Source organism: Micromonospora sp. WMMC241 (assembly GCF_027460165.1).
In the GTDB taxonomy this organism is placed as follows: domain Bacteria; phylum Actinomycetota; class Actinomycetes; order Mycobacteriales; family Micromonosporaceae; genus Micromonospora; species Micromonospora humi.
On sequence record NZ_JAPZBF010000001.1, the window covers coordinates 1,675,149 to 1,693,229 of the forward strand.

At 74.0% G+C, this 18,081-nt stretch carries 15 protein-coding genes; 12 read left to right on the forward strand and 3 right to left on the reverse strand.

The genetic code is table 11. The annotated features are described in order from the left end of the window. Nucleotide 1: 1 nt before the first annotated feature. Genes O7598_RS08065 through O7598_RS08075 form a run of 3 tightly spaced genes read right to left on the reverse strand, consistent with a single transcriptional unit; the run spans nucleotide 2 to nucleotide 2,674 of the window. Complete coding sequence (locus O7598_RS08065) at nucleotides 2-718, reverse strand: TVP38/TMEM64 family protein (RefSeq protein ID WP_269690716.1); 717 nt, start codon at nucleotides 716-718, stop codon at nucleotides 2-4. Beyond that, nucleotides 715-1,437, reverse strand: a complete 723-nt coding sequence (locus tag O7598_RS08070) for a type 1 glutamine amidotransferase (protein WP_269690717.1) — start codon at nucleotides 1,435-1,437, stop codon at nucleotides 715-717. Before O7598_RS08070 ends, O7598_RS08065 begins: the two co-directional genes overlap by 4 nt. After that, a complete protein-coding gene (locus tag O7598_RS08075) occupies nucleotides 1,427-2,674 on the reverse strand; it encodes a MurT ligase domain-containing protein (protein ID WP_091060150.1) in 1,248 nt (415 codons plus the stop codon). The genes O7598_RS08070 and O7598_RS08075 overlap by 11 nt, the downstream gene beginning before the upstream one ends. A gap of 356 nt (nucleotides 2,675-3,030) precedes the next feature. Here O7598_RS08075 and mraZ point away from each other — a divergent pair, with 356 nt between their 5' ends. From mraZ to ftsZ, 12 genes are all read left to right on the forward strand, one after another. Then, nucleotides 3,031-3,462, forward strand: coding sequence for a division/cell wall cluster transcriptional repressor MraZ (mraZ, locus tag O7598_RS08080; protein WP_091060154.1), 432 nt, complete (start codon nucleotides 3,031-3,033; stop codon nucleotides 3,460-3,462). A 205-nt stretch (nucleotides 3,463-3,667) separates the two neighbouring features. Beyond that, on the forward strand, nucleotides 3,668-4,726 hold the full coding sequence (gene rsmH / locus O7598_RS08085) for a 16S rRNA (cytosine(1402)-N(4))-methyltransferase RsmH (RefSeq protein WP_332367367.1): 1,059 nt from the start codon (nucleotides 3,668-3,670) through the stop codon (nucleotides 4,724-4,726). Then, on the forward strand, nucleotides 4,723-5,307 hold the full coding sequence (locus tag O7598_RS08090; protein WP_269690718.1) for a hypothetical protein: 585 nt from the start codon (nucleotides 4,723-4,725) through the stop codon (nucleotides 5,305-5,307). Before rsmH ends, O7598_RS08090 begins: the two co-directional genes overlap by 4 nt. A 3-nt stretch (nucleotides 5,308-5,310) precedes the next feature. Beyond that, a complete protein-coding gene (locus tag O7598_RS08095; protein ID WP_269690719.1) occupies nucleotides 5,311-7,512 on the forward strand; it encodes a peptidoglycan D,D-transpeptidase FtsI family protein in 2,202 nt (733 codons plus the stop codon). Between the two features lie 52 nt (nucleotides 7,513-7,564). Next, nucleotides 7,565-9,127, forward strand: coding sequence for a UDP-N-acetylmuramoyl-L-alanyl-D-glutamate--2,6-diaminopimelate ligase (locus O7598_RS08100; protein WP_269690720.1), 1,563 nt, complete (start codon nucleotides 7,565-7,567; stop codon nucleotides 9,125-9,127). Next, nucleotides 9,124-10,533, forward strand: a complete 1,410-nt coding sequence (locus O7598_RS08105; RefSeq protein ID WP_269690721.1) for a UDP-N-acetylmuramoyl-tripeptide--D-alanyl-D-alanine ligase — start codon at nucleotides 9,124-9,126, stop codon at nucleotides 10,531-10,533. Before O7598_RS08100 ends, O7598_RS08105 begins: the two co-directional genes overlap by 4 nt. Then, a complete protein-coding gene (mraY, locus tag O7598_RS08110) occupies nucleotides 10,530-11,657 on the forward strand; it encodes a phospho-N-acetylmuramoyl-pentapeptide-transferase (RefSeq protein ID WP_091059603.1) in 1,128 nt (375 codons plus the stop codon). The genes O7598_RS08105 and mraY overlap by 4 nt, the downstream gene beginning before the upstream one ends. Nucleotides 11,658-11,894: 237 nt before the next feature. Then, nucleotides 11,895-13,310: an FtsW/RodA/SpoVE family cell cycle protein gene (locus O7598_RS08115; RefSeq protein ID WP_269694794.1), complete on the forward strand. Its 1,416-nt coding sequence runs from the start codon at nucleotides 11,895-11,897 to the stop codon at nucleotides 13,308-13,310. Continuing rightward, nucleotides 13,310-14,416 (forward strand): undecaprenyldiphospho-muramoylpentapeptide beta-N-acetylglucosaminyltransferase, encoded by a 1,107-nt coding sequence (gene murG / locus O7598_RS08120; protein ID WP_269690722.1) that lies wholly within the window; start codon nucleotides 13,310-13,312, stop codon nucleotides 14,414-14,416. The genes O7598_RS08115 and murG overlap by 1 nt, the downstream gene beginning before the upstream one ends. A 31-nt stretch (nucleotides 14,417-14,447) precedes the next feature. Then, on the forward strand, nucleotides 14,448-15,929 hold the full coding sequence (murC, locus tag O7598_RS08125) for a UDP-N-acetylmuramate--L-alanine ligase (protein WP_269690723.1): 1,482 nt from the start codon (nucleotides 14,448-14,450) through the stop codon (nucleotides 15,927-15,929). Continuing rightward, entirely contained in the window at nucleotides 15,926-16,744 is an 819-nt protein-coding gene (locus tag O7598_RS08130) for a cell division protein FtsQ/DivIB (RefSeq protein WP_269690724.1), read from the forward strand. The genes murC and O7598_RS08130 overlap by 4 nt, the downstream gene beginning before the upstream one ends. A 217-nt stretch (nucleotides 16,745-16,961) precedes the next feature. Then, nucleotides 16,962-18,077, forward strand: a complete 1,116-nt coding sequence (gene ftsZ, locus O7598_RS08135) for a cell division protein FtsZ (protein ID WP_269690725.1) — start codon at nucleotides 16,962-16,964, stop codon at nucleotides 18,075-18,077. Nucleotides 18,078-18,081 lie beyond the last annotated feature (4 nt).

Below are 18,081 nucleotides of genomic sequence, written 5' to 3' on the forward strand. Positions count from 1 at the left end.
GTCAGCTCGGGCCCAGCCGGCGTTGCCGTTCGGCCCGCCACCAGCGGTGGATGATGAGCACGCTGGCGATCAGGCCGAGGCTGGCCGGCGCGGCCGCGTACCAGTTGATCGAACCGGGGCTGCTCACCGCCGCGCCGATCGCGGCGTAGCCGATGGCGGTGGGGGCGGAGGCGATCACGCTGCCGGCCAGGAACGGCAGCACCCGGGCCGCGGTGGTGCCGTAGCCGTAGCTGACCAGCCCGAAGCCGGCGATCGGCAGGAGTCGCACGGTGATCACCCCGAACACGCTCTGTCGGGCGAACCAGCCGTCCAGCCGGGCCAGCCGGCCGCGGACCCGCTCGGCCACGAAGTCGCGGCCCAGCATCCGGCCGACCGCGAACCCGAGCGCCGCCGCGAGCAGCGCCGCGCCGAGCGCGTACGCGGCGCCCTGCACCGGACCGAAGATCGCACCCGAGGCCAGCGTGACGAACGTCCGGGGCACCAGGGCCACCAGCAGCAGCGCGCCGCCGACCACGGCCGCGACCGGGGCGTACCCGCCGAGCGCGTCGGCGAGCCGGGGCAGGTCCGCCGCGTCCGGCCGGGGCACCAGCAGCAGCGTGACGGCGAACCCGGCGAGGAGCAGGAGCAACAGCCCGAACCGGCGCGCCGACGGCTGCCCGAGCAGCCCGGCGAGCCGGCGGACCACCGGTCGCCGCCCTGGCCGGGCGGCGCCGGTCATGCCCGGGCGGCGGCGGCCACCGCGTTGCGGCGCTCCGACCGGAGCCGGTCGGCCCAGGTGTCGTCGAGCGGCGGGAGCTGGTGGATGCCGGTGGCCCACCGCAGCAGCAGGTCGGCCAGGTCGGGGTTGCGGGCCAGCGCGGGACCGTGCGAGTAGGTGCCGAGCAGCTTGCCCCGCCAGGCGCCCTCGGTGGCGCCGTCGTTGCCGACGCCGGCGGTCACCCGGGCCAGCGGCGACACGCCCGGGCCGAGGTGGGTGCGCCCGCCGTGGTTCTCGAACCCGGTCAGCTGCGGGATGCCCAGCCGCGGGTCGACCTCGCCGGCCAGCTCGCCGACCGCCCGGTTCGGACCCCGGTCGGAGGAGAGGTCGAGCAGCTCCAGGCCGGCGCAGCGGGTGCCCTTGGCGAAGAAGGAGGTGCCGAGCAGTTGGTAGCCGGCACAGACGCCGAACACCACGGAACCCTGGGCCACCGCCCGGTGCAGGCCGCCGTCGGCGAGCAGGCGCTGGGCGCCCAGCGCCTGCGGGCCGTCCTCGCCGCCGCCGATCAGGTAGATGTCGGCGGTGGCCGGCAGTCGCTGGTCGGAGCGGACCTCCAGCACCTCGACCGGCATGCCGCGCAGCTGGGCCCGGCGGGCCAGGATCAGCGCGTTGCCCCGGTCGCCGTAGGTGGACAGCAGGTCGGGATAGACCCAGACGATGCGCAGGCTCTCAGTTGACACGGTCCAGCTCCGCTCGGATGTCCTGGAAGGCGGTGTAGTTGGCGATGACCTCCAGCCGGCCCGGCGGCACCGCCCGGACCGCCTCGTCGAACGTGCGCACGTGCCGGAACGGCACGCCGTTGACGTCGAGTCGCACCGCCAGGTCGTACGCCCGGTCGCCGGTGATCAGCACCTGCCGGCCGGCCAGCGGCGAGAAGTCGACGTCGAACAGCCACGACGTGTCCAGCCCGTCGGGGTCGCGGGCGTTGATCGAGAGCAGCGTCGGCGCTACGTCGGCCATGTCGAACGCCTCCAGCCAGCTCGCCGGGTTCTTGGCCAGCAGCAGCCGGATGTTGCGCCCGTCCCGGTCGACCTGGGCGTAGCGGCCGGCCACCGAGGTGACAGTGCCGAGTCGGGAGACCGCGTCCACCGGGCGTACGCCGAACTCGGCGGCGACCGCCAGCGCGGTCGCCGCGTTGCCGAGGTTGACCGTGCCGGGGAGCTGAAGTTGGATCTTGTGCCAGGCGCCGGTGGGGTCGAGCACGCCGTCGTCCTCTACCGTCCACTGCGGCTCGGGGCGGCGCAGCGGGCAGCCGGTGCACCACCACTGCCCGCCGGAGCGCTGGATGGTGGAGCCGCACTCCGGGCAGACCCACGAGTCGTCGTGCCAGCGCTGGCCGGCGCTGAACCAGGTGACGTGCGGCGGCACGTGGCCCTGGGCCGGGTCGCCCGGCGGTGTCGCGGCCCAGACCACCATCGGGTCGTCGGCGTTGGCGACCACCCGCACCCTGGGGTGCCGGACCAGCGCGGCGCGCCAGAGCTGCGCCATCATGGCGACCTCCTTGGCCCGGTCGAGCTGGTCGCGGGAGAGGTTGAGCAGCGCCACCACGTGCGGCTCGGTCGCCTCCAGCACCTGGGCCAGGTAGTGCTCGTCCACCTCCAGCACGGCGTAGGGCGTGCTGCCGGCCTTGGCCAGCGCCGAGGTGTGCCCGGTGGGCATGTTGGCGCCGAAGGCGTTGGAGGCCACCCGGCCCAGCACGCCGACCGCGGCGGTGGTCAGCCGGGTGGTGGTGGTCTTGCCGTTGGTGCCGGACACCAGGGCGATGGCACGCCCGGCCGAGAGGTGGGCGAGCAGGTCGGGATCGATCTTGAGGCCGATCCAGCCGCCGATCACCGAGCCGTCGCCACGACCCGCGGCCCGCGACAGCGCCGCGGCGGTGCGCGACACGGAGCTGGCCACCTTTGCCCGCATGGGCATCTTCGCGTCCGTCACCCGAGCGAGGTTACCGGACCACGACCGCCGCCAGATCGCCGCCGACGGTGAACCGTTCGGCCGGGGACGGCGCGGTGGACGGCCCGAGCGCGCTCCGCCGGACGGCGGCGGTCGATGTCGGGTAGCGGACGCACCGGCGGGGGCGTCCCGGCCCTCCACTCCGCCCCACCCGCATTGACGTGCGGTTTTGCGCGTGGACGCGCCGCGCCGAAGCGGCGATTCTGGTTGCAGGTGGAGGGAAGTGGAGTAGAGTGGGGCGCGATGGTGAGGCCGGGAGGGCCACACCGGCCCGGGGGGTCAGCGGCGCCGCGAACGCCGCTCAGGGCGAGGGGGTTGGGCCGATGTTCCTCGGCACCCACACTCCGCGCCTGGACGACAAAGGCCGGTTGATCCTGCCGGCCAAGTTCCGGGATGAGCTGGCGGGGGGTGTCGTGATCACCAAAGGGCAGGAGCGCTGCCTCTACGTCTTCCCGATGCCCGAGTTCCAGCGCATCGCCGACCAGTTGCGCGCGCAACCGATGACCAGCAAGGCGGCCCGGGCCTACAGCCGGGTCTTCTTCGCCAGCGCGCACGACGAGGTGCCGGACAAGCAGGGGCGGGTCACGATTCCCGGGCACCTGCGGTCCTACGCGGCCCTCGACCGGGAACTGGTCGTGATCGGCGCGAGCACCCGGGTGGAGATCTGGGACAGGGCGGCCTGGGAGGCCTACCTCGCGGAGAGCGAAGACGACTTCGCCGACATCGAGGAGGGGGTGCTGCCCGGCGGTCTGTAGGGCGTGACGGCGCCCGACGTACTGCGAGATCTCCAGCCGCTTTCGAGTTCCTGGCACCCCTTCCCCGGTGCCAGGCGCACGATCCGACACGGAGGGCCGCGGCCTCCGGCGGGCGGGGAGCGGATGGGGATCTGGCGGTATGGCGAGGCGTCGTGGCGACGACGGACACGTGGACGGAAACGGTTTTCTAGCGGTGGGGGTCGACATGGGGGAGCTACGCGGCACGCACGTGCCGGTGCTGCTCGAGCGGTGTCTCGAGCTGCTGGCCCCCGCGCTGGGCCGTCCCGGCCGGACCGTGCACGTCGACGCCACGCTCGGCCTGGCCGGGCACGCCGAGGCGGTCCTCACGGCACACCCGGACACGGTCCTCATCGGCCTGGACCGGGACACCGAGGCGCTCGCCCACGCGCGGGTCCGGCTGGCCCGGTTCGCCGACCGGATCCACCTGGAGCACGCCGTCTACGACGAGCTGCCCGAGGTGCTCGACCGGCTCGGCTACCCGGCGATCGACGGCGTGCTGTTCGATCTCGGCGTCTCGTCCCTGCAACTCGACGCACCCGACCGCGGGTTCGCCTACGCGCAGGACGCGCCGCTGGACATGCGGATGGACCAGACCCGGGGGGTGACCGCCGAGGAGGTGGTCAACAGCTACGGCCACCCGGAGCTGGCCCGGCTGCTGCGGGTGTACGGCGAGGAGAAGTTCGCCGGGAAGGTCGCCTCGGCGATCATCCGGGAGCGCGAGCGGGCTCGGATCACGTCGTCGGCCCGGCTGGCCGAGCTGGTCCGGGACGCGATTCCGGCGCCGGCCCGACGAACGGGCGGACACCCGGCAAAGAGAACGTTTCAGGCTTTACGGATCGAGGTAAACAGAGAACTGGCAGCGCTGGAGACGGCGCTGCCGGCCGCTCTGGACAAGCTCACCGTGGGCGGCCGCATGGTGGTCCTGTCCTACCACTCGCTGGAGGACCGGCTCACCAAGCAGGCGCTCGCCGACCGGGTCCGCAGCAAGGGCCCGGTCGACCTTCCGGTCGAACTGCCCGGGTCGGGCCCGACGTTCCGGCTGTTGAGCCGGGGCGCCGAGCTTCCCGGGGAGGCGGAGGTGGCCGCGAACCCGCGGTCCGCCTCGGTGCGGCTGCGGGCCGCGGAACGGCTCGATCCGGAGGCGACCCGGCAGGGGCGTACCGACCGCGAACGGTACCGCCGCCGGGTGAAGGCGATGCACCAACCGGGGAACGGGACGGACGAGGAGGGGGAGGGGACATGAACGTCGAGAAGCGCGACGGCCGGGGGGCCGTCGGGCAGCGCGCACCGCGGTCGGGGGGCCGGACCACGGCGCGCACCACGCGAGACACCACGACGACCGCGGCCGACCGCCGGGAGGGGACCCGCGCCCGGGGGGCGCGCGAGTACCCGACGGCGGGCAGCGCCGCACTGCGTCCGGCCGAGCGGACCCGGGTCACCACGCCGGCCGCGCCGCGGCTGCGGGTCGCCCCGCCGCCGCCGATCCGGGTGCCGCGGGCGCCCTTCGTCGGGCTGATCCTGGTGCTCGTGGTCGGCGGGGTGCTCGGCATCCTGGCGGTCAACACCAAGATCAACGAGAACGCCTTCCGGCTGGAGCGGCTCCAGCAGCAGCAGGCCAAGCTCGACGTCGACGAGCAGGAACTGAAGAAGGAGATCGCCGACCAGGAGGCGCCGGGCAACCTCACCGCCAACGCCCGGAAGTTGGGCCTGGTGGAGTCCGAGGACCCGGCCTACATCCGGCTGCCCGACGGGCGGACCATCGGCGTGCCGCACCCCGCGGAGGGCGGGCCGGCCGGCGCCGGTCAGCAGGGCAACGGAGGCTGAGCAGTGCCGCCGAGATCGGACGAACCGCGCCGGGACGCCACAGGCTCCCGGCGCGGCTCGTCGCGTGGGGCCGAGCCGCGGGAGCCGGGCGTCGGCGGGATCTCCGACGCCAGGGCGTACACCCCGCGCGGGCGGACCATCCGCGAGGGCGGCGCCGAGCAGCGGCGTACCCCGCGCAGCAACCGTTCCGGCGATCCGTTCCGGCCGGCGTTGCAGGTGGTCGACGGCGGCCGGGCCGCCCGCGCCGGCCGGCGGGAGCCGGCCACGGCCGGGGAGAGCGCCCGGGCCGGCCGCCGGACGGCGGGCGGCCGCGCCGGCGTGGTGCGGACCGTCTCCGCGCGCCCGGTGCACGAGCCGTTCGACGACGAGGACGACCCGCCGCCGCGCCGCCGGCCCGGCCCGCGCCGCCCGGCGGCCCGCCGGCCGGTCCGCAAGCCCCGCCGGCCGCCGAGGCTGGGCGACCCGCGCCGGCGACTGCGGCTGGCCACGGTGCTGGCCCTGACGCTGTTCGCCAGCATCGGCGTCCGGCTGGTCTACCTGCAGACCGCGGACAGCCCGGCGTACGCCGACGGCGGCCTGCCCAACCGGGTCAAGGTGATCGAGCTGCCGGCCCCGCGCGGCGCCATCCTCGACCGCGACGGCGAGCCGCTGGCGCACAGCGTGGAGGCGCGCTACGTCTTCGCCGACCCGACCCTGGTCAAGGACCGGTTCGCCACCGCGCGGGCGCTCTCCCCACTGCTTGGCGTGCCGGTGTCCGACCTCGCCGACAAGATGCAGCGCCGCAAGGTGCCCGGCACCGCACGCGACACCGAGTTCGTCTACCTGGCCCGCGGTGTGGAGATCGGCACGGCCAAGCAGATCATGGCCTTGGACCTGGCTGGCATCAACGTGCACCGGGACGAGCGTCGTGAGGTGCCCGGCGGCGACCTTGCCGCCAACATGATCGGCTTCGTCAGCCAGGACATGAACGGCCTGGAGGGCCTGGAGGCGAAGTACGACGACCTGCTGCGCGGCCAGCCGGGCAAGCGCACCTACGAGGCCGGTCTGGGCGACCTGGCCGCGCCCATCCCGGGCGGCTTCAGCAGCACCACCCAGCCCAGGCCGGGCAGCTCGCTCCAGCTCACCGTCGACCGGGACCTGCAGTTCATGACGCAGCGGATCCTGGCCAAGCAGGTGTCCCAGGCCAAGGGCAGCGTCGCCGCGGCGGTCATCATGGACGTCCCCACCGGGGAGGTGCTGGCCCAGGCGAGCCAGCCCACCTACGACGCGGCCGACCCGAGCAAGGTCAACTCGCCGGCCGACCGGGACGACGCGGCCACCAGCTTCGTGGTGGACCCCGGCTCGATCCACAAGGCGATCACCTTCGGCGCGGCGCTCCAGGAGGGCGTGATCACGCCGAACACCACGCTCCCGGTGCCCAACACCATGGTCCTGGGTGGCGTCCCGTTCGAGGACACCCACCACGCGGACGGCCGCGTGATGAGCATCCCCGGGATGCTCGCCTTCTCGTCCAACATCGGCACCATCGAGATCGCGGGCAAGCTGGGCAAGGACCGGCTGATCGACTACCAGAAGCGGTTCGGGCTGGGGCAGCCGACCGGCGAGGGACTACCCGGCGAGGCGCCCGGCCGGCTGCTCCCGGCCGACGAGTGGAGCGGGTCGTCGTACGGGTCGGTGCCGATCGGGCACAGCGTGGACGCCACGCCGCTGCAGATGGCCGCCGCGTACAACGCCATCGCCAACAACGGCACGTACGTGCAACCGCACCTGATCAAGGAGACGATCGGCCCGGACGGCAAGGGGACCCCGAGCGCCGCCCCGGCCACCCACTCGGTGCTCAGCCCGGCCAACGCCGCCGCCCTGCGCCGGATGCTGGAGGCGGTCACCACCGTCGACGGCCCGGACGGGCGGGCCACCGGCCTGGCCGCCGCCGTGCCCGGCTACCGGGTGGCCGGCAAGACCGGCACCGGCCTGCGCTACGACAACGGCAAGAAGCAGCCGGGCGAGGTCGGCTCGTTCATCGGGATGGCCCCGGCGGAGAAGCCCCGCTACGTGGTGGCGGTCTTCGTCTGGAGCCCTGGCGGCGAGGGCGGCGCGGTCGCCGCGCCGGCGTTCCGCGAGATGATGGGCTTCACGCTGCGCCACTACCGGGTGCCGCCGTCGCTGACCGACAAGTCCCCGAAGTTCGAGGTCTTTCCGCGCTGAGCGGGCCCGGCGGGACATCATCGGTGAGTGGCGACGAACCACCGGGGCGGCTGTGCGGTCGGAACCGGACGACCGGGTAGGGTCTGACGCCGTGTCCGGCAATCCACGTCCCGCCACCGTGCTGCCCGTCCGGCTCGGTGACCTCGCCGCCCGACTGGCCGTTCCGACGCCGGAGGGGGCCGCCGAGCTGGCCGTCACCGGGGTCACCCACGCCAGCCAGGAGGTCCGCCCCGGCGACCTGTACGCGGCCCTGCCCGGCGCCCGCCGGCACGGCGCGGAGTTCGCCGCCGCCGCGGCCGAGGCCGGCGCGGTGGCCGTGCTGACCGACCCGGCCGGTGTGCCGCTGACCGAGGGCGCGGGCCTGCCCGTGCTGGTCGTCGACGACGCCCGTGGCGTGCTCGGCGAGGTGGCCGCCACGATCTACGGCGACCCGACCGCGCAGCTGACCGTGATCGGGGTGACCGGCACCGCCGGCAAGACCTCCACCAGCTACCTGATCGAGTCCGGACTGCGCGCCGCCGGGCACACCACCGGCCTGATCGGCACCGTGGAGACCCGCCTCGGCGACCTGGTCGTGGACAGCGTCCGGACCACGCCGGAGGCCACCGACCTGCACGCCATGCTGGCGGTGGCCCGCGAGCGCGGGGTGGACGCCGTGGTCATGGAGGTGTCCAGCCACGCGCTCGCCATGGGCCGGGTCGGTGGCGTCCGGTTCGACGTCGGCGGCTACACCAACTTCGGCTCCGACCACCTCGACTTCCACGCCGACGAGGCGGACTACTTCGCCGCCAAGGCCCGGCTCTTCGACGGCCGCTGCCGGGTCGAGGTGCTCAACCACGACGACCCGGCGTTGCGCCCGCTGCGCAAGCCCGCCACTGTCACCTACTCGGCGGCCGGTGACCCGTCCGCCACCTGGTGGGCCGAGGACATCGACGGCGAGGGCTACGCGCAGCGCTTCACCCTGCACGGCCCGGACGCGCCGGCGCTGCCCACCGGAGTGGCGCTGCCCGGCCGGCACAACGTCGCCAACGCGCTGCTGGCCGTCGCCACGCTGGTGGCCGCCGGCGTCGACCCGGGCACCGCGGCGGCCGGCGTGGCCGACTGCGGCGGCGTGCCCGGCCGGCTGGAGCTGGTCAGCGGCGACGCGCCGGTGCGCGGCGTGGTCGACTACGCGCACAAGGCGAACGCGATCGAGGCGGTGCTGACCGCGCTGCGCGGGCTGACCGACGGTCGGCTGGTCTGCGTGGTGGGCGCCGGCGGCGACCGGGACCGGGGCAAGCGCCCGGTGATGGGCGAGGTGGCCGCCCGGGGCGCCGACGTGCTGCTGGTGACCGACGACAACCCGCGGACCGAGGACCCGGCCACCATCCGGGCCGAGGTGCTGGCCGGCGCGTACGCCGCCGCCGCGCCGGCCCGCATCATCGAGGTGCCCGGCCGGCGGGCGGCGATCGAGGAGGCGGTCCGGGTGGCCGAACCGGGTGACGTGGTGGCGGTGCTGGGCAAGGGGCAGGAGCGCGGCCAGGAGGTCGGCGGCGAGGTGCTGCCGTTCGACGACCGGGTGGAGCTGGCGACCGCGCTGCGCGCCCGCTTCGGTGACCTGGTGGGGCAGCGGTGATCCCGCTGACGCTGGCCGAGGTGGCCTCGGCGGTCGGTGGCCGGCTGGCCGGCGCCGACCCGGACGCCCGGGTCACCGGGACTGTCGAGTTCGACTCCCGCAAGGTGGCAGCCGGCGGGCTCTTCGTCGCGTTCTCCGGCGAGCGGGTGGACGGCCACGACTACGCCGCCGGCGCGGTGGACGCCGGCGCGGTGGCCGTGCTCGGCACCCGCGAGGTGCCGGGCGTGCCGATGGTGCTCGTCGACGACGCGCTCGACGCGATGGGCCGGTTGGCCCGCGCGGTGGTCGACCGGCTGCCCGGGCTGACCGTGATCGGCCTGACCGGCTCCTCCGGCAAGACCACCACCAAGGATCTGATCGCCCAGCTCGCGGTGCGTCTCGGCCCGACCGTGGCGCCGCCCGGCTCGTTCAACAACGAGCTGGGGCATCCGTACACCGCGTTGCAGGCCACGCCGGACACCCGCTACTTGGTGATGGAGAAGGGCGCCCGCGGGGTGGGGCACATCCGCTACCTGTGCGACGTGGTGCCGCCGCGGATCTCGGTGGTGCTCAACGTCGGGGTGGCGCACATCGGCGAGTTCGGCTCGGTGGACACCATCGCGCTGGCCAAGGGGGAGCTGGTCGAGGCGCTGCCCGACGACGGGTTGGCGGTGCTCAACGCCGACGACCCCCGGGTGGACGCGATGGCGACGCGGACCGCGGCCCGGGTGGTCCGCTACGGCGAGTCGGCGCAGGCCGACGTGCGCGCGGTGGGCGTGACGCTGGACGGCCGGGGTCGGCCCTCGTACACGCTCGTGACGCCGGAGGGGAGCGTCCCGGTGCGGCTCGGGCTGACCGGCCGGCACCAGGTGTCCAACTCGCTCGCGGCCGCCGCGGTCGCCCGCGAGCTGGGCCTGCCGCTGGCCGATCTGGCCGCCGCGTTGGGCGAGCTGGGCCTGGTCTCCACCCGGCGGATGGACGTGTTCGAGCGCCCCGACGGGGTGACCGTGATCGACGACTCGTACAACGCGAACCCGGCGTCCACCGGCGTGGCGCTGCGGGCGTTGGCCAGCATGCGCGGCGAGGGGCGTACCGTCGCGGTGCTCGGCTTCATGGCCGAGCTGGGCGACTTCGAGCGGGAGGGTCATCAGCAGGTCGGCCGGCTCGCGGCCGAGTTGGGAGTGGACCGGCTGCTCGTGGTGGGCGAGCCGGCGGCGCCGATCCACGAGGGCGCGACAGCGGTAGGCAACTGGGGAGGAGAGTCGGTGCTGCTCACCGATCAGGCGGCGGCCGTCGAGGTGCTGCGGAGCGAGCTGCGTCCGGGGGACGTGGTGCTGGTGAAGGGCTCGCGGTATCGGACCTGGGAGGTGGCCGACGCGCTGCGCGCGGACGCCCGGGAGACGGCGACGGAGGGCGGCGCCGCATGAGGGCGGTCATCGTCGCCATCGGGGTCGCGTTCCTGATCTCGCTGTTCTGCACCCCGATCGCGATCAAGGTGTTCGCCCGGCTGAAGGCCGGCCAGCCGATCCGCTCGAACCTCGGGCTGGCCAGCAACGAGGGCAAGAAGGGCACGCCGACGATGGGCGGCGTGGTCTTCATCCTGGCCACGGTCATCGCGTACGTCGCCGGGCACCTGGCCCTGACCACGCTGCCCGACGCACAGATCGCGCAGGTCGAGCCGACCATCACGGCGCTGGTGCTGCTGGGGCTGATGGTGTTCTCCGGCGCGGTCGGCTTCATCGACGACTTCCTGAAGGTCCGTAAGCGGCACAGCGGCGGCCTCAACAAGCGGGGCAAGCTGGCCGGGCAGATCCTGGTCGGCGCCGTCTTCGGCGCGGTGGCGGTCTACTTCCCGTCGAGCATGACCGACGTCCGGGGCAACGCGACCAACACCGAGACGGTCGGCAGCACCACGTTGAGCTTCATCCGGGACATTCCGGCGCTGGAGATCGGCAAGATCGGCGCGGTGATCGTCATCATCATGGTGGTGATGGCGGCCACCAACGGCGTCAACCTCACCGACGGGCTGGACGGTCTGGCCACCGGCGCCTCGGTGATGGTGCTCGCCGCGTACGCGTTGATCGCGTTCTGGCAGTACCGGCACTGGTGCGCGGACCCGAACTACACCGAGTCCTACTGCTACACGGTGCGCGACCCGCTGGAGATCGCGCTGATCGCCGGCGCGGCGGCCGGCGCCTGCGTCGGCTTCCTCTGGTGGAACACGTCGCCCGCGCGGATCTTCATGGGCGACACCGGCGCGCTCGGGCTGGGCGGCCTGATCGCCGGCATGGCGATGTCCACCCGCACCATCCTGCTGCTGCCGATCCTGGGCGGCCTCTTCGTGATCATCACGATGTCGGTGGTCATCCAGATCATCTCGTTCCGCACCACAGGCAAGCGGGTGTTCCGGATGTCGCCGCTGCAGCACCACTTCGAGCTGGCCGGCTGGAGCGAGGTCAACATCGTGGTCCGCTTCTGGATCATCGCCGGCATCGGGGTGGCCATCGCGCTGGGCCTGTTCTACAGCGAGTTCCTCGCCGCGGTGAGCTAGGTGTGAGGAGGGGCCCCTTCTTAACAGACGTCTGTTAAGAAGGGGCCCCTCCTTCGGATCCGACACGCCGACCGGGCGGTTGCGCCACGGGCGGGCCTGTCGAGCCGCCATGATGAGCGGGTGGGGGAGGGACGAGACATCCAGGTCACCAGCGACCCGCCGGCCCGTCGTGCGCCCGCGGCCACGCCGCCGGGCGATCCGCCGGCCGACGCGACCCGGTGGGACCCGGCCGGCGGCCTGGCCGCGCTGCGCGGCCTGCTGGCCCGGCCGCTGGCCTCGTACTACCTGCTGCTCTCCAGCGCCGGCCTGCTGCTGCTGATCGGCCTCACCATGGTCTTCTCCGCGACCAGCGTGCGCGACTACGTGCTGGAGGACGACGCGGCGGCCTCGCTGGTCAAGCAGGCCGTGTTCGCGGTGATCGGCGTGGGCGCGTTCTGGGCCTGCCAGCGGCTGCCCGCGCGCACCTTCCGGGCGGTGAGCCGTCCCGCGCTCGGCGTGGCGGTGGTGCTGCTGCTCCTGCTCAACCTGCTGGTCGCGCTGGAATCGCTGTTCGGGGTGGCGTCCATCGGGCCGTTGAAGGGCGCACTCCTCTCGCTCTCCCTCGGGCCGATCTCGCTCCAACCGGCCGAGGTGGCCAAGTTCGCGCTGGTGCTGTGGGGCGCGCACGTGCTGGCCCGCAAGGGCGCCGCGCTGGGCTGGTGGCGCGAGCTGGCCACGCCGCTGTTCCCGGTGGTCGGCCTGCTCTTCGTCCTGGTCGGCTACAACGACCTGGGCAGCATGCTGTGCCTGCTGGCGCTGGTGGTCGGGCTGCTCTGGGCGGCCGGCGTGCGGGGTCGGGTGTTCGCCTCGCTCTCCGCGGTCGGCCTGGTCGGCGTCGGCCTGCTGGTCGCGGTGGCCTCACTCGGCGCCGGCTCCGGCTCCCGCGACGCCGACAACTACCGGCTCGGCCGGCTGACCATGTGGCTCGACCCGCCGTCGCCGCAGACCTGCTTCGATCAGCAGTTGGAGAACTGCTACCAGCTCATCCAGGCCCGCTATGCGATCGGCAACGGCGGCTGGTTCGGCGTCGGGCTGGGCCAGAGCAGCTTCAAGTACGGCTGGCTGCCCGAGGCGCACAACGACTTCATCTTCGCCATCGTCGCCGAGGAGTTGGGCGTGGTGGGCTGCACCGTCATCCTGGTGCTCTTCGCCGTCCTCGCCTACACCGGCATGCGGATCGCCCGTCGGGTGGAGGACCCGTTCCGCCGTCTCGCCGCGGCCGGCGTGACCGCCTGGCTGGTCGGTCAGGCCGTCATCAACATCGGCGGCGTGACCGGGCTGCTGCCGCTCACCGGCGTACCGCTGCCGTTCATCTCCGACGGTGGCAGCGCCCTGGTGGTGACGCTTGCCGCGATCGGCATGCTCGCCTCCTTCGCCCGCGCCGAGCCGGACGCGGCCCGGGCCCTGCACGCCCGTCCGCCGGCCCGATGGGTCCGACTAGTGTGGGCCCCGTTGCCGCCGCTTCCCGGCCGGCGACGCCGACCGGCGTCGCCCCCGGCGGACCGAGGTCCCGTGCCCCGGTCCCGCCAGCGTCGGCAGGACGATCAGGCCGCGGCCCGCGGCGTCCGGTCCGACCGGACGCGTGCCGGCTCGGCGAGCGAGAGGAGACGCTGATGGGTCCGCTGCGTTCGGTGGTGCTCTGCGGAGGGGGTACGGGCGGGCACATCTACCCGCTGCTCGCCTTCGCCGACTGCCTGCGCCGACACGACCCGAGCGTCCGCATCACCTGCCTGGGCACACCGAAAGGGCTGGAGAACGAGCTGATCCCGCCGGCCGGCTACGACCTGCGGCAGATCCCGGCCTACCAGCTGCCCCGGTCGGTCAACATGGGCCTGGTGCGCACCCCGGACCGGATGTGGAAGGCGGCCCGCGCGGCGGGCAAGGTGATCGACGAGGTCCAGGCCGACGCCGTGGTCGGCTTCGGCGGGTACGTCTCGGTGCCCGGCTACCTGGCCGCGTGGCGCCGCGACCTGCCGATCGTCATCCACGAGGTGAACGTGCCGCCGGGGGTGGCCAACCGGCTCGGCATGAAGTTCACCAAGAACGTCGCGGTGGGCTTCCCGCACCAGCCGGCGCAGGCCGAGGCGCTGCGTGACGCCCGGGTGGTCGGGGTGCCGCTGCGCCGGGGCATCGCCGGGCTGGACCGCGCGGCCCTGCGCGACGCCGCCCGGGCGCACTTCGGGCTCCGCCCCGACCTGCCGGTGCTCTTCGTGGCCGGCGGCTCGCAGGGCGCCCGCTCGATCAACCTGGCCGTCTCCGGCGCCGCCAAGGAACTGGCCCGCAACGGCGTGCAGGTGCTGCACGTGATCGGCGCCCGCAACGAGCCGGTCTCGGTCCCCACCGACCTGCCGGTGCCGTACGTGACCCTGCCCTACCTGTCCGAGATGGAGCTGGGCTACGCGGCGGCCGACCTGATGCTGGGCCGCGGCGGCGCGATGACCTGCGCCGAGGTGGCCGCGATCGGCCTGCCCACGGTCTACGTGCCCTACCCGCACAGCAACCAGGAGCAGAAGCGCAACGCGCTGCCCGTGGTGGAGGCCGGCGGCGGGCTGCTCGTCGACGACGCCGAGGTGACCCCGGCCTGGGTGGAGCACACGGTGATCCCGCTGATCCGGGACCCGCAGCGGCTCTGGGCGATGAGTCACGCCGCGGCCGGCTACGGCCGCCGCGACGGCGACGTGGCCCTGCTGAACTTCGTCTACGAGGCGGTGAGCCGGTAATGGGCGTCGCCGCGACGGGAAGGTACCCCTCATGAACACCGCGCAGTTCACGCCCGCCGGCACGACGACCGCGGAGGACCTGGGCCGGATCCACCTGATCGGGGTGGGCGGGGTCGGGATGGCCGGGCTGGCCCGGCTCTTCCTCACCCGCGGCCTGCCGGTCTCCGGCAGCGAGCTGCGGGAGTGGCCGTCCCTGGCCGGCCTGCGGGCGCTGGGCGGGACGATCCACATGAGCCACGAGGCGGCGAACCTCGACGGCGTGGACACGGTCGTCTACTCCACCGCCATCCCGCAGGACCACCTGGAGATGGTCGAGGCGCGCCGGCGGGGCCTGCGGGTGCTGCACCGCTCCGAGGCGCTGGCGGCCGCGATGACCGGCCGCCGCACGGTGGCGGTGGCCGGTACGCACGGCAAGACGTCCACCACGTCGATGGTCACCATGGTGCTCCAGCAGGCCGGCGCCGATCCGTCCTTCGTCATCGGCGGGGAAATCTCCGAGGTCGGCTCCGGCGCGCACCACGGCACCGGTGAGCACTTCGTGGTCGAGGCGGACGAGAGCGACCGCTCGTTCCTCATCTACCGCCCGTACCTGTCGATCATCACGAACGTCGAGGCGGACCACCTCAACACCTACGGCGACCTGGCCACCCTGGAGGCGGCGTTCGCCGAGTTCGCCCGGCTCACCGACCCGGACGGTTTCGTGGTCACCTGCGCCGACGACGCGGGTGGGCGGCGGCTGGCCGAGACGCTGCGGGCCGAGGGCCGTCGGGTGTGGACGTACGGCGAGTCCGCCGACGCGGACCTGCGGATGAGCGACGTGACCTCGTCGGCGCAGGGCGTGCGCTACCTGGCCGAGGTCGAGGGCCGGTCGCTGGGCGAGATCCGGCTGCCGGTCCCGGGCCGGCACATGGCGCTCAACAGCGCCGCCGCGGTGCTCGCCGCGTACCTGCTGGAGCTGCCGGTGGCGGCGGCGGAGGCCGCGCTCGGCGCGTTCCCCGGCGTGCGCCGGCGCTTCGAGCGCAAGGGCGTCGCGGACGGCGTGCTGGTCTACGACGAGTACGCCTACCACCCGACCTCGATGACGCTGGCGCTGCAGACGCTGCGGGAGGTGGCCGGGGACGGCCGGCTGATCGTGGTCTTCCAGCCCTACCGGCTCTACCGCACCCGGGACCTGCAGGCGGAGATCGCCGCCGCGCTCGGCATCGCCGACGAGCTGGTCCTGCTGGAGGTCTTCGGCCCCGGCGAGCTGCGCAAGCCCGGCGAGGGGTCGGCCGCGCTGATCGAGGCGGTGCCGCTGCCGGCGGAGCGGAAGGTCTTCGTCGACGCGTGGGACGACGTGCCGGCCGAGGTCGCGCGCCGGGCCCGCGCCGGCGACGTGGTGGTGACCATGGGCGCCCCGCCGATCTCGCTGATGGGTGACCAGTTGCTGGACGCGCTGCTGGCCCGTGCCGGTGGCGCCACCGCCCTGGGCGCCGGCGTCGGCCCGGACGGCGCGGCGACCACCGCCGGATGAGCCCCGGGCCGGCCCGCGGTCGTACCCCCGGCCAGGACGGCGGGGCGGGGCGGCGCAGCCCGGTCCGGCGCTGGCAGCTGGTGCGGGCCGGCGCGGACGCGGTGCCGCCGTCGACCCGCCGCTTCATGGCTCGGGCCCGGCAGCGGCGGATGCGGGCGGCGTTGCCCTGGGCGGTCGCCGCGGCGGTGGTCACGGTCGCCGCGCTGGTCGCCTGGACGGTGCTGGGCACCGGCCTGTTCGGCGTCCGTGAGGTGCGGGTGGTCGGCGCGCGGCTGGTCACGCCGGTGGAGATCCGGGACGCGGCGGCGGTGCCGGACGACACGCCGCTGGCCCGGGTGGACCTGGCCGCGACCGCCCGCCGGGTCGGCGCGCTGCCGCCGGTGGCCCGGGCCACGGTGGAGCGGGACTGGCCGGGCGCGCTCGTCGTCACGGTGGTCGAGCGGGTGCCGGTGGCGGCGGTGCCGCAGGGCGGGCGGTTCGCCGTCGTCGACGCGGCCGGCGTGGTCTTCCAGCGCGCGGACACCGCGCCCGAGGGGCTGCCGCTCGTCCGGGTGGCCGCGCCGGGCCCGGACGACCCGGGCACCCGGGCCGGGCTGACGGTGCTCGCCGCGCTCGGCGCGAAGCTGCGGGCCGAGCTGGTCGCGGTGGACGTGGCCGGGCTGGCCCGGATCACGGTGGTGCTGCGTGGGGAGCGGCAGGTCTTCTGGGGCGACGCCTCGCGCAGCCCGGACAAGTCCTCGGTGGCCACCGCCCTGCTGCCGCGCAAGGCCGACCGGATCGACGTCAGCGCGCCGGACGTGGTCACGTTCCAGTGACCGGTGAGTCAGCGAGCGGCTGGTGTGTCGCCGGCCGCTCGGACGGCGACACGCCGGAGTGGGTCCTTGGCTCCTGGCGCGGCGGCGCATACGTTGCCCCGAAGAGATCAGTGGTTGACATAACTCTAAGCCTCTAGTAGAGGGTGAGGGTTCTCCTCTGGTCCGGCCAAGCCGTGTGGGGTCGGCCCATGCCAATCTCGAAGGGAAAGGACCGGAGATGACACCTCCGCACAACTACCTGGCGGTCATCAAGGTCGTCGGCATCGGGGGCGGCGGCGTGAACGCCGTCAACCGGATGATCGAGGTTGGGCTCAAGGGCGTCGAGTTCATCGCGATCAACACCGACGCGCAGGCGCTGCTGATGAGCGACGCCGACGTCAAGCTGGACGTGGGCCGGGAGCTGACCCGCGGGCTGGGCGCCGGCGCCAACCCGGACGTCGGCAAGAACGCCGCCGAGGACCACCGCGACGAGATCGAGGAGGTGCTCAAGGGCGCCGACATGGTCTTCGTCACCTGCGGCGAGGGCGGCGGCACCGGCACCGGCGGAGCGCCGGTGGTGGCGAACATCGCGCGCAAGCTCGGCGCGCTGACCATCGGTGTGGTCACCCGGCCGTTCTCGTTCGAGGGCAAGCGCCGGCAGGTGCAGGCCGAGGCGGGCATCGAGGAACTGCGCAACCAGTGCGACACCCTCATCGTGATCCCGAACGACCGGCTGCTCGCCCTCGGCGACCGCAACATCTCGATGATGGACGCCTTCCGCACCGCGGACCAGGTGCTCCTCTCCGGTGTCCAGGGCATCACCGACCTGATCACCACGCCGGGCCTGATCAACCTGGACTTCGCCGACGTGAAGAGCGTGATGAGCGGCGCCGGCAGCGCGCTGATGGGCATCGGCAGCGCCCGCGGCGAGAACCGCGCGGTCGAGGCGGCCGAGGCGGCCATCTCCAGCCCGCTGCTGGAGCAGAGCATGGACGGCGCGCGCGGCGTGCTGCTCTCCATCGCCGGCGGCTCGGACCTCGGCCTGTTCGAGATCAACGACGCGGCGCAGCTGGTCACCGACGCGGCCCACCCGGATGCCAACATCATCTTCGGTGCGGTCATCGACGACGCGCTCGGCGACGAGGTGCGGGTGACCGTGATCGCGGCCGGCTTCGACGGTGGTACGCCGGCCTACAAGGCGGTCGAGCCGCCGCGCAAGAGCAACCAGAACCCGCCCACCCAGCCGAGCGCGCCGGTGAGCCCGCCGGCCACCATGCCGGCCCCGCAGCAGCCGTCGCGCCGGGTGCTCTTCGACGACGTCGACGTGCCCGACTTCCTCAAGAACGGGTCCTGAGCCG

What these genes read in the sequence shown, in the direction of transcription:
- murG (WP_269690722.1), top strand. Translation starts at nt 13,310, where the DNA reads ATGGGTCCGCTGCGTTCGGTGGTGCTCTGCGGAGGGGGTACGGGCGGG.
- O7598_RS08130 (WP_269690724.1), top strand. Translation starts at nt 15,926, where the DNA reads ATGAGCCCCGGGCCGGCCCGCGGTCGTACCCCCGGCCAGGACGGCGGG.
- mraY (WP_091059603.1), top strand. Translation starts at nt 10,530, where the DNA reads ATGAGGGCGGTCATCGTCGCCATCGGGGTCGCGTTCCTGATCTCGCTG.
- ftsZ (WP_269690725.1), top strand. Translation starts at nt 16,962, where the DNA reads ATGACACCTCCGCACAACTACCTGGCGGTCATCAAGGTCGTCGGCATC.
- O7598_RS08090 (WP_269690718.1), top strand. Translation starts at nt 4,723, where the DNA reads ATGAACGTCGAGAAGCGCGACGGCCGGGGGGCCGTCGGGCAGCGCGCA.
- mraZ (WP_091060154.1), top strand. Translation starts at nt 3,031, where the DNA reads ATGTTCCTCGGCACCCACACTCCGCGCCTGGACGACAAAGGCCGGTTG.
- rsmH (WP_332367367.1), top strand. Translation starts at nt 3,668, where the DNA reads ATGGGGGAGCTACGCGGCACGCACGTGCCGGTGCTGCTCGAGCGGTGT.
- O7598_RS08065 (WP_269690716.1), bottom strand. Translation starts at nt 718, where the DNA reads ATGACCGGCGCCGCCCGGCCAGGGCGGCGACCGGTGGTCCGCCGGCTC.
- murC (WP_269690723.1), top strand. Translation starts at nt 14,448, where the DNA reads ATGAACACCGCGCAGTTCACGCCCGCCGGCACGACGACCGCGGAGGAC.
- O7598_RS08075 (WP_091060150.1), bottom strand. Translation starts at nt 2,674, where the DNA reads ATGCCCATGCGGGCAAAGGTGGCCAGCTCCGTGTCGCGCACCGCCGCG.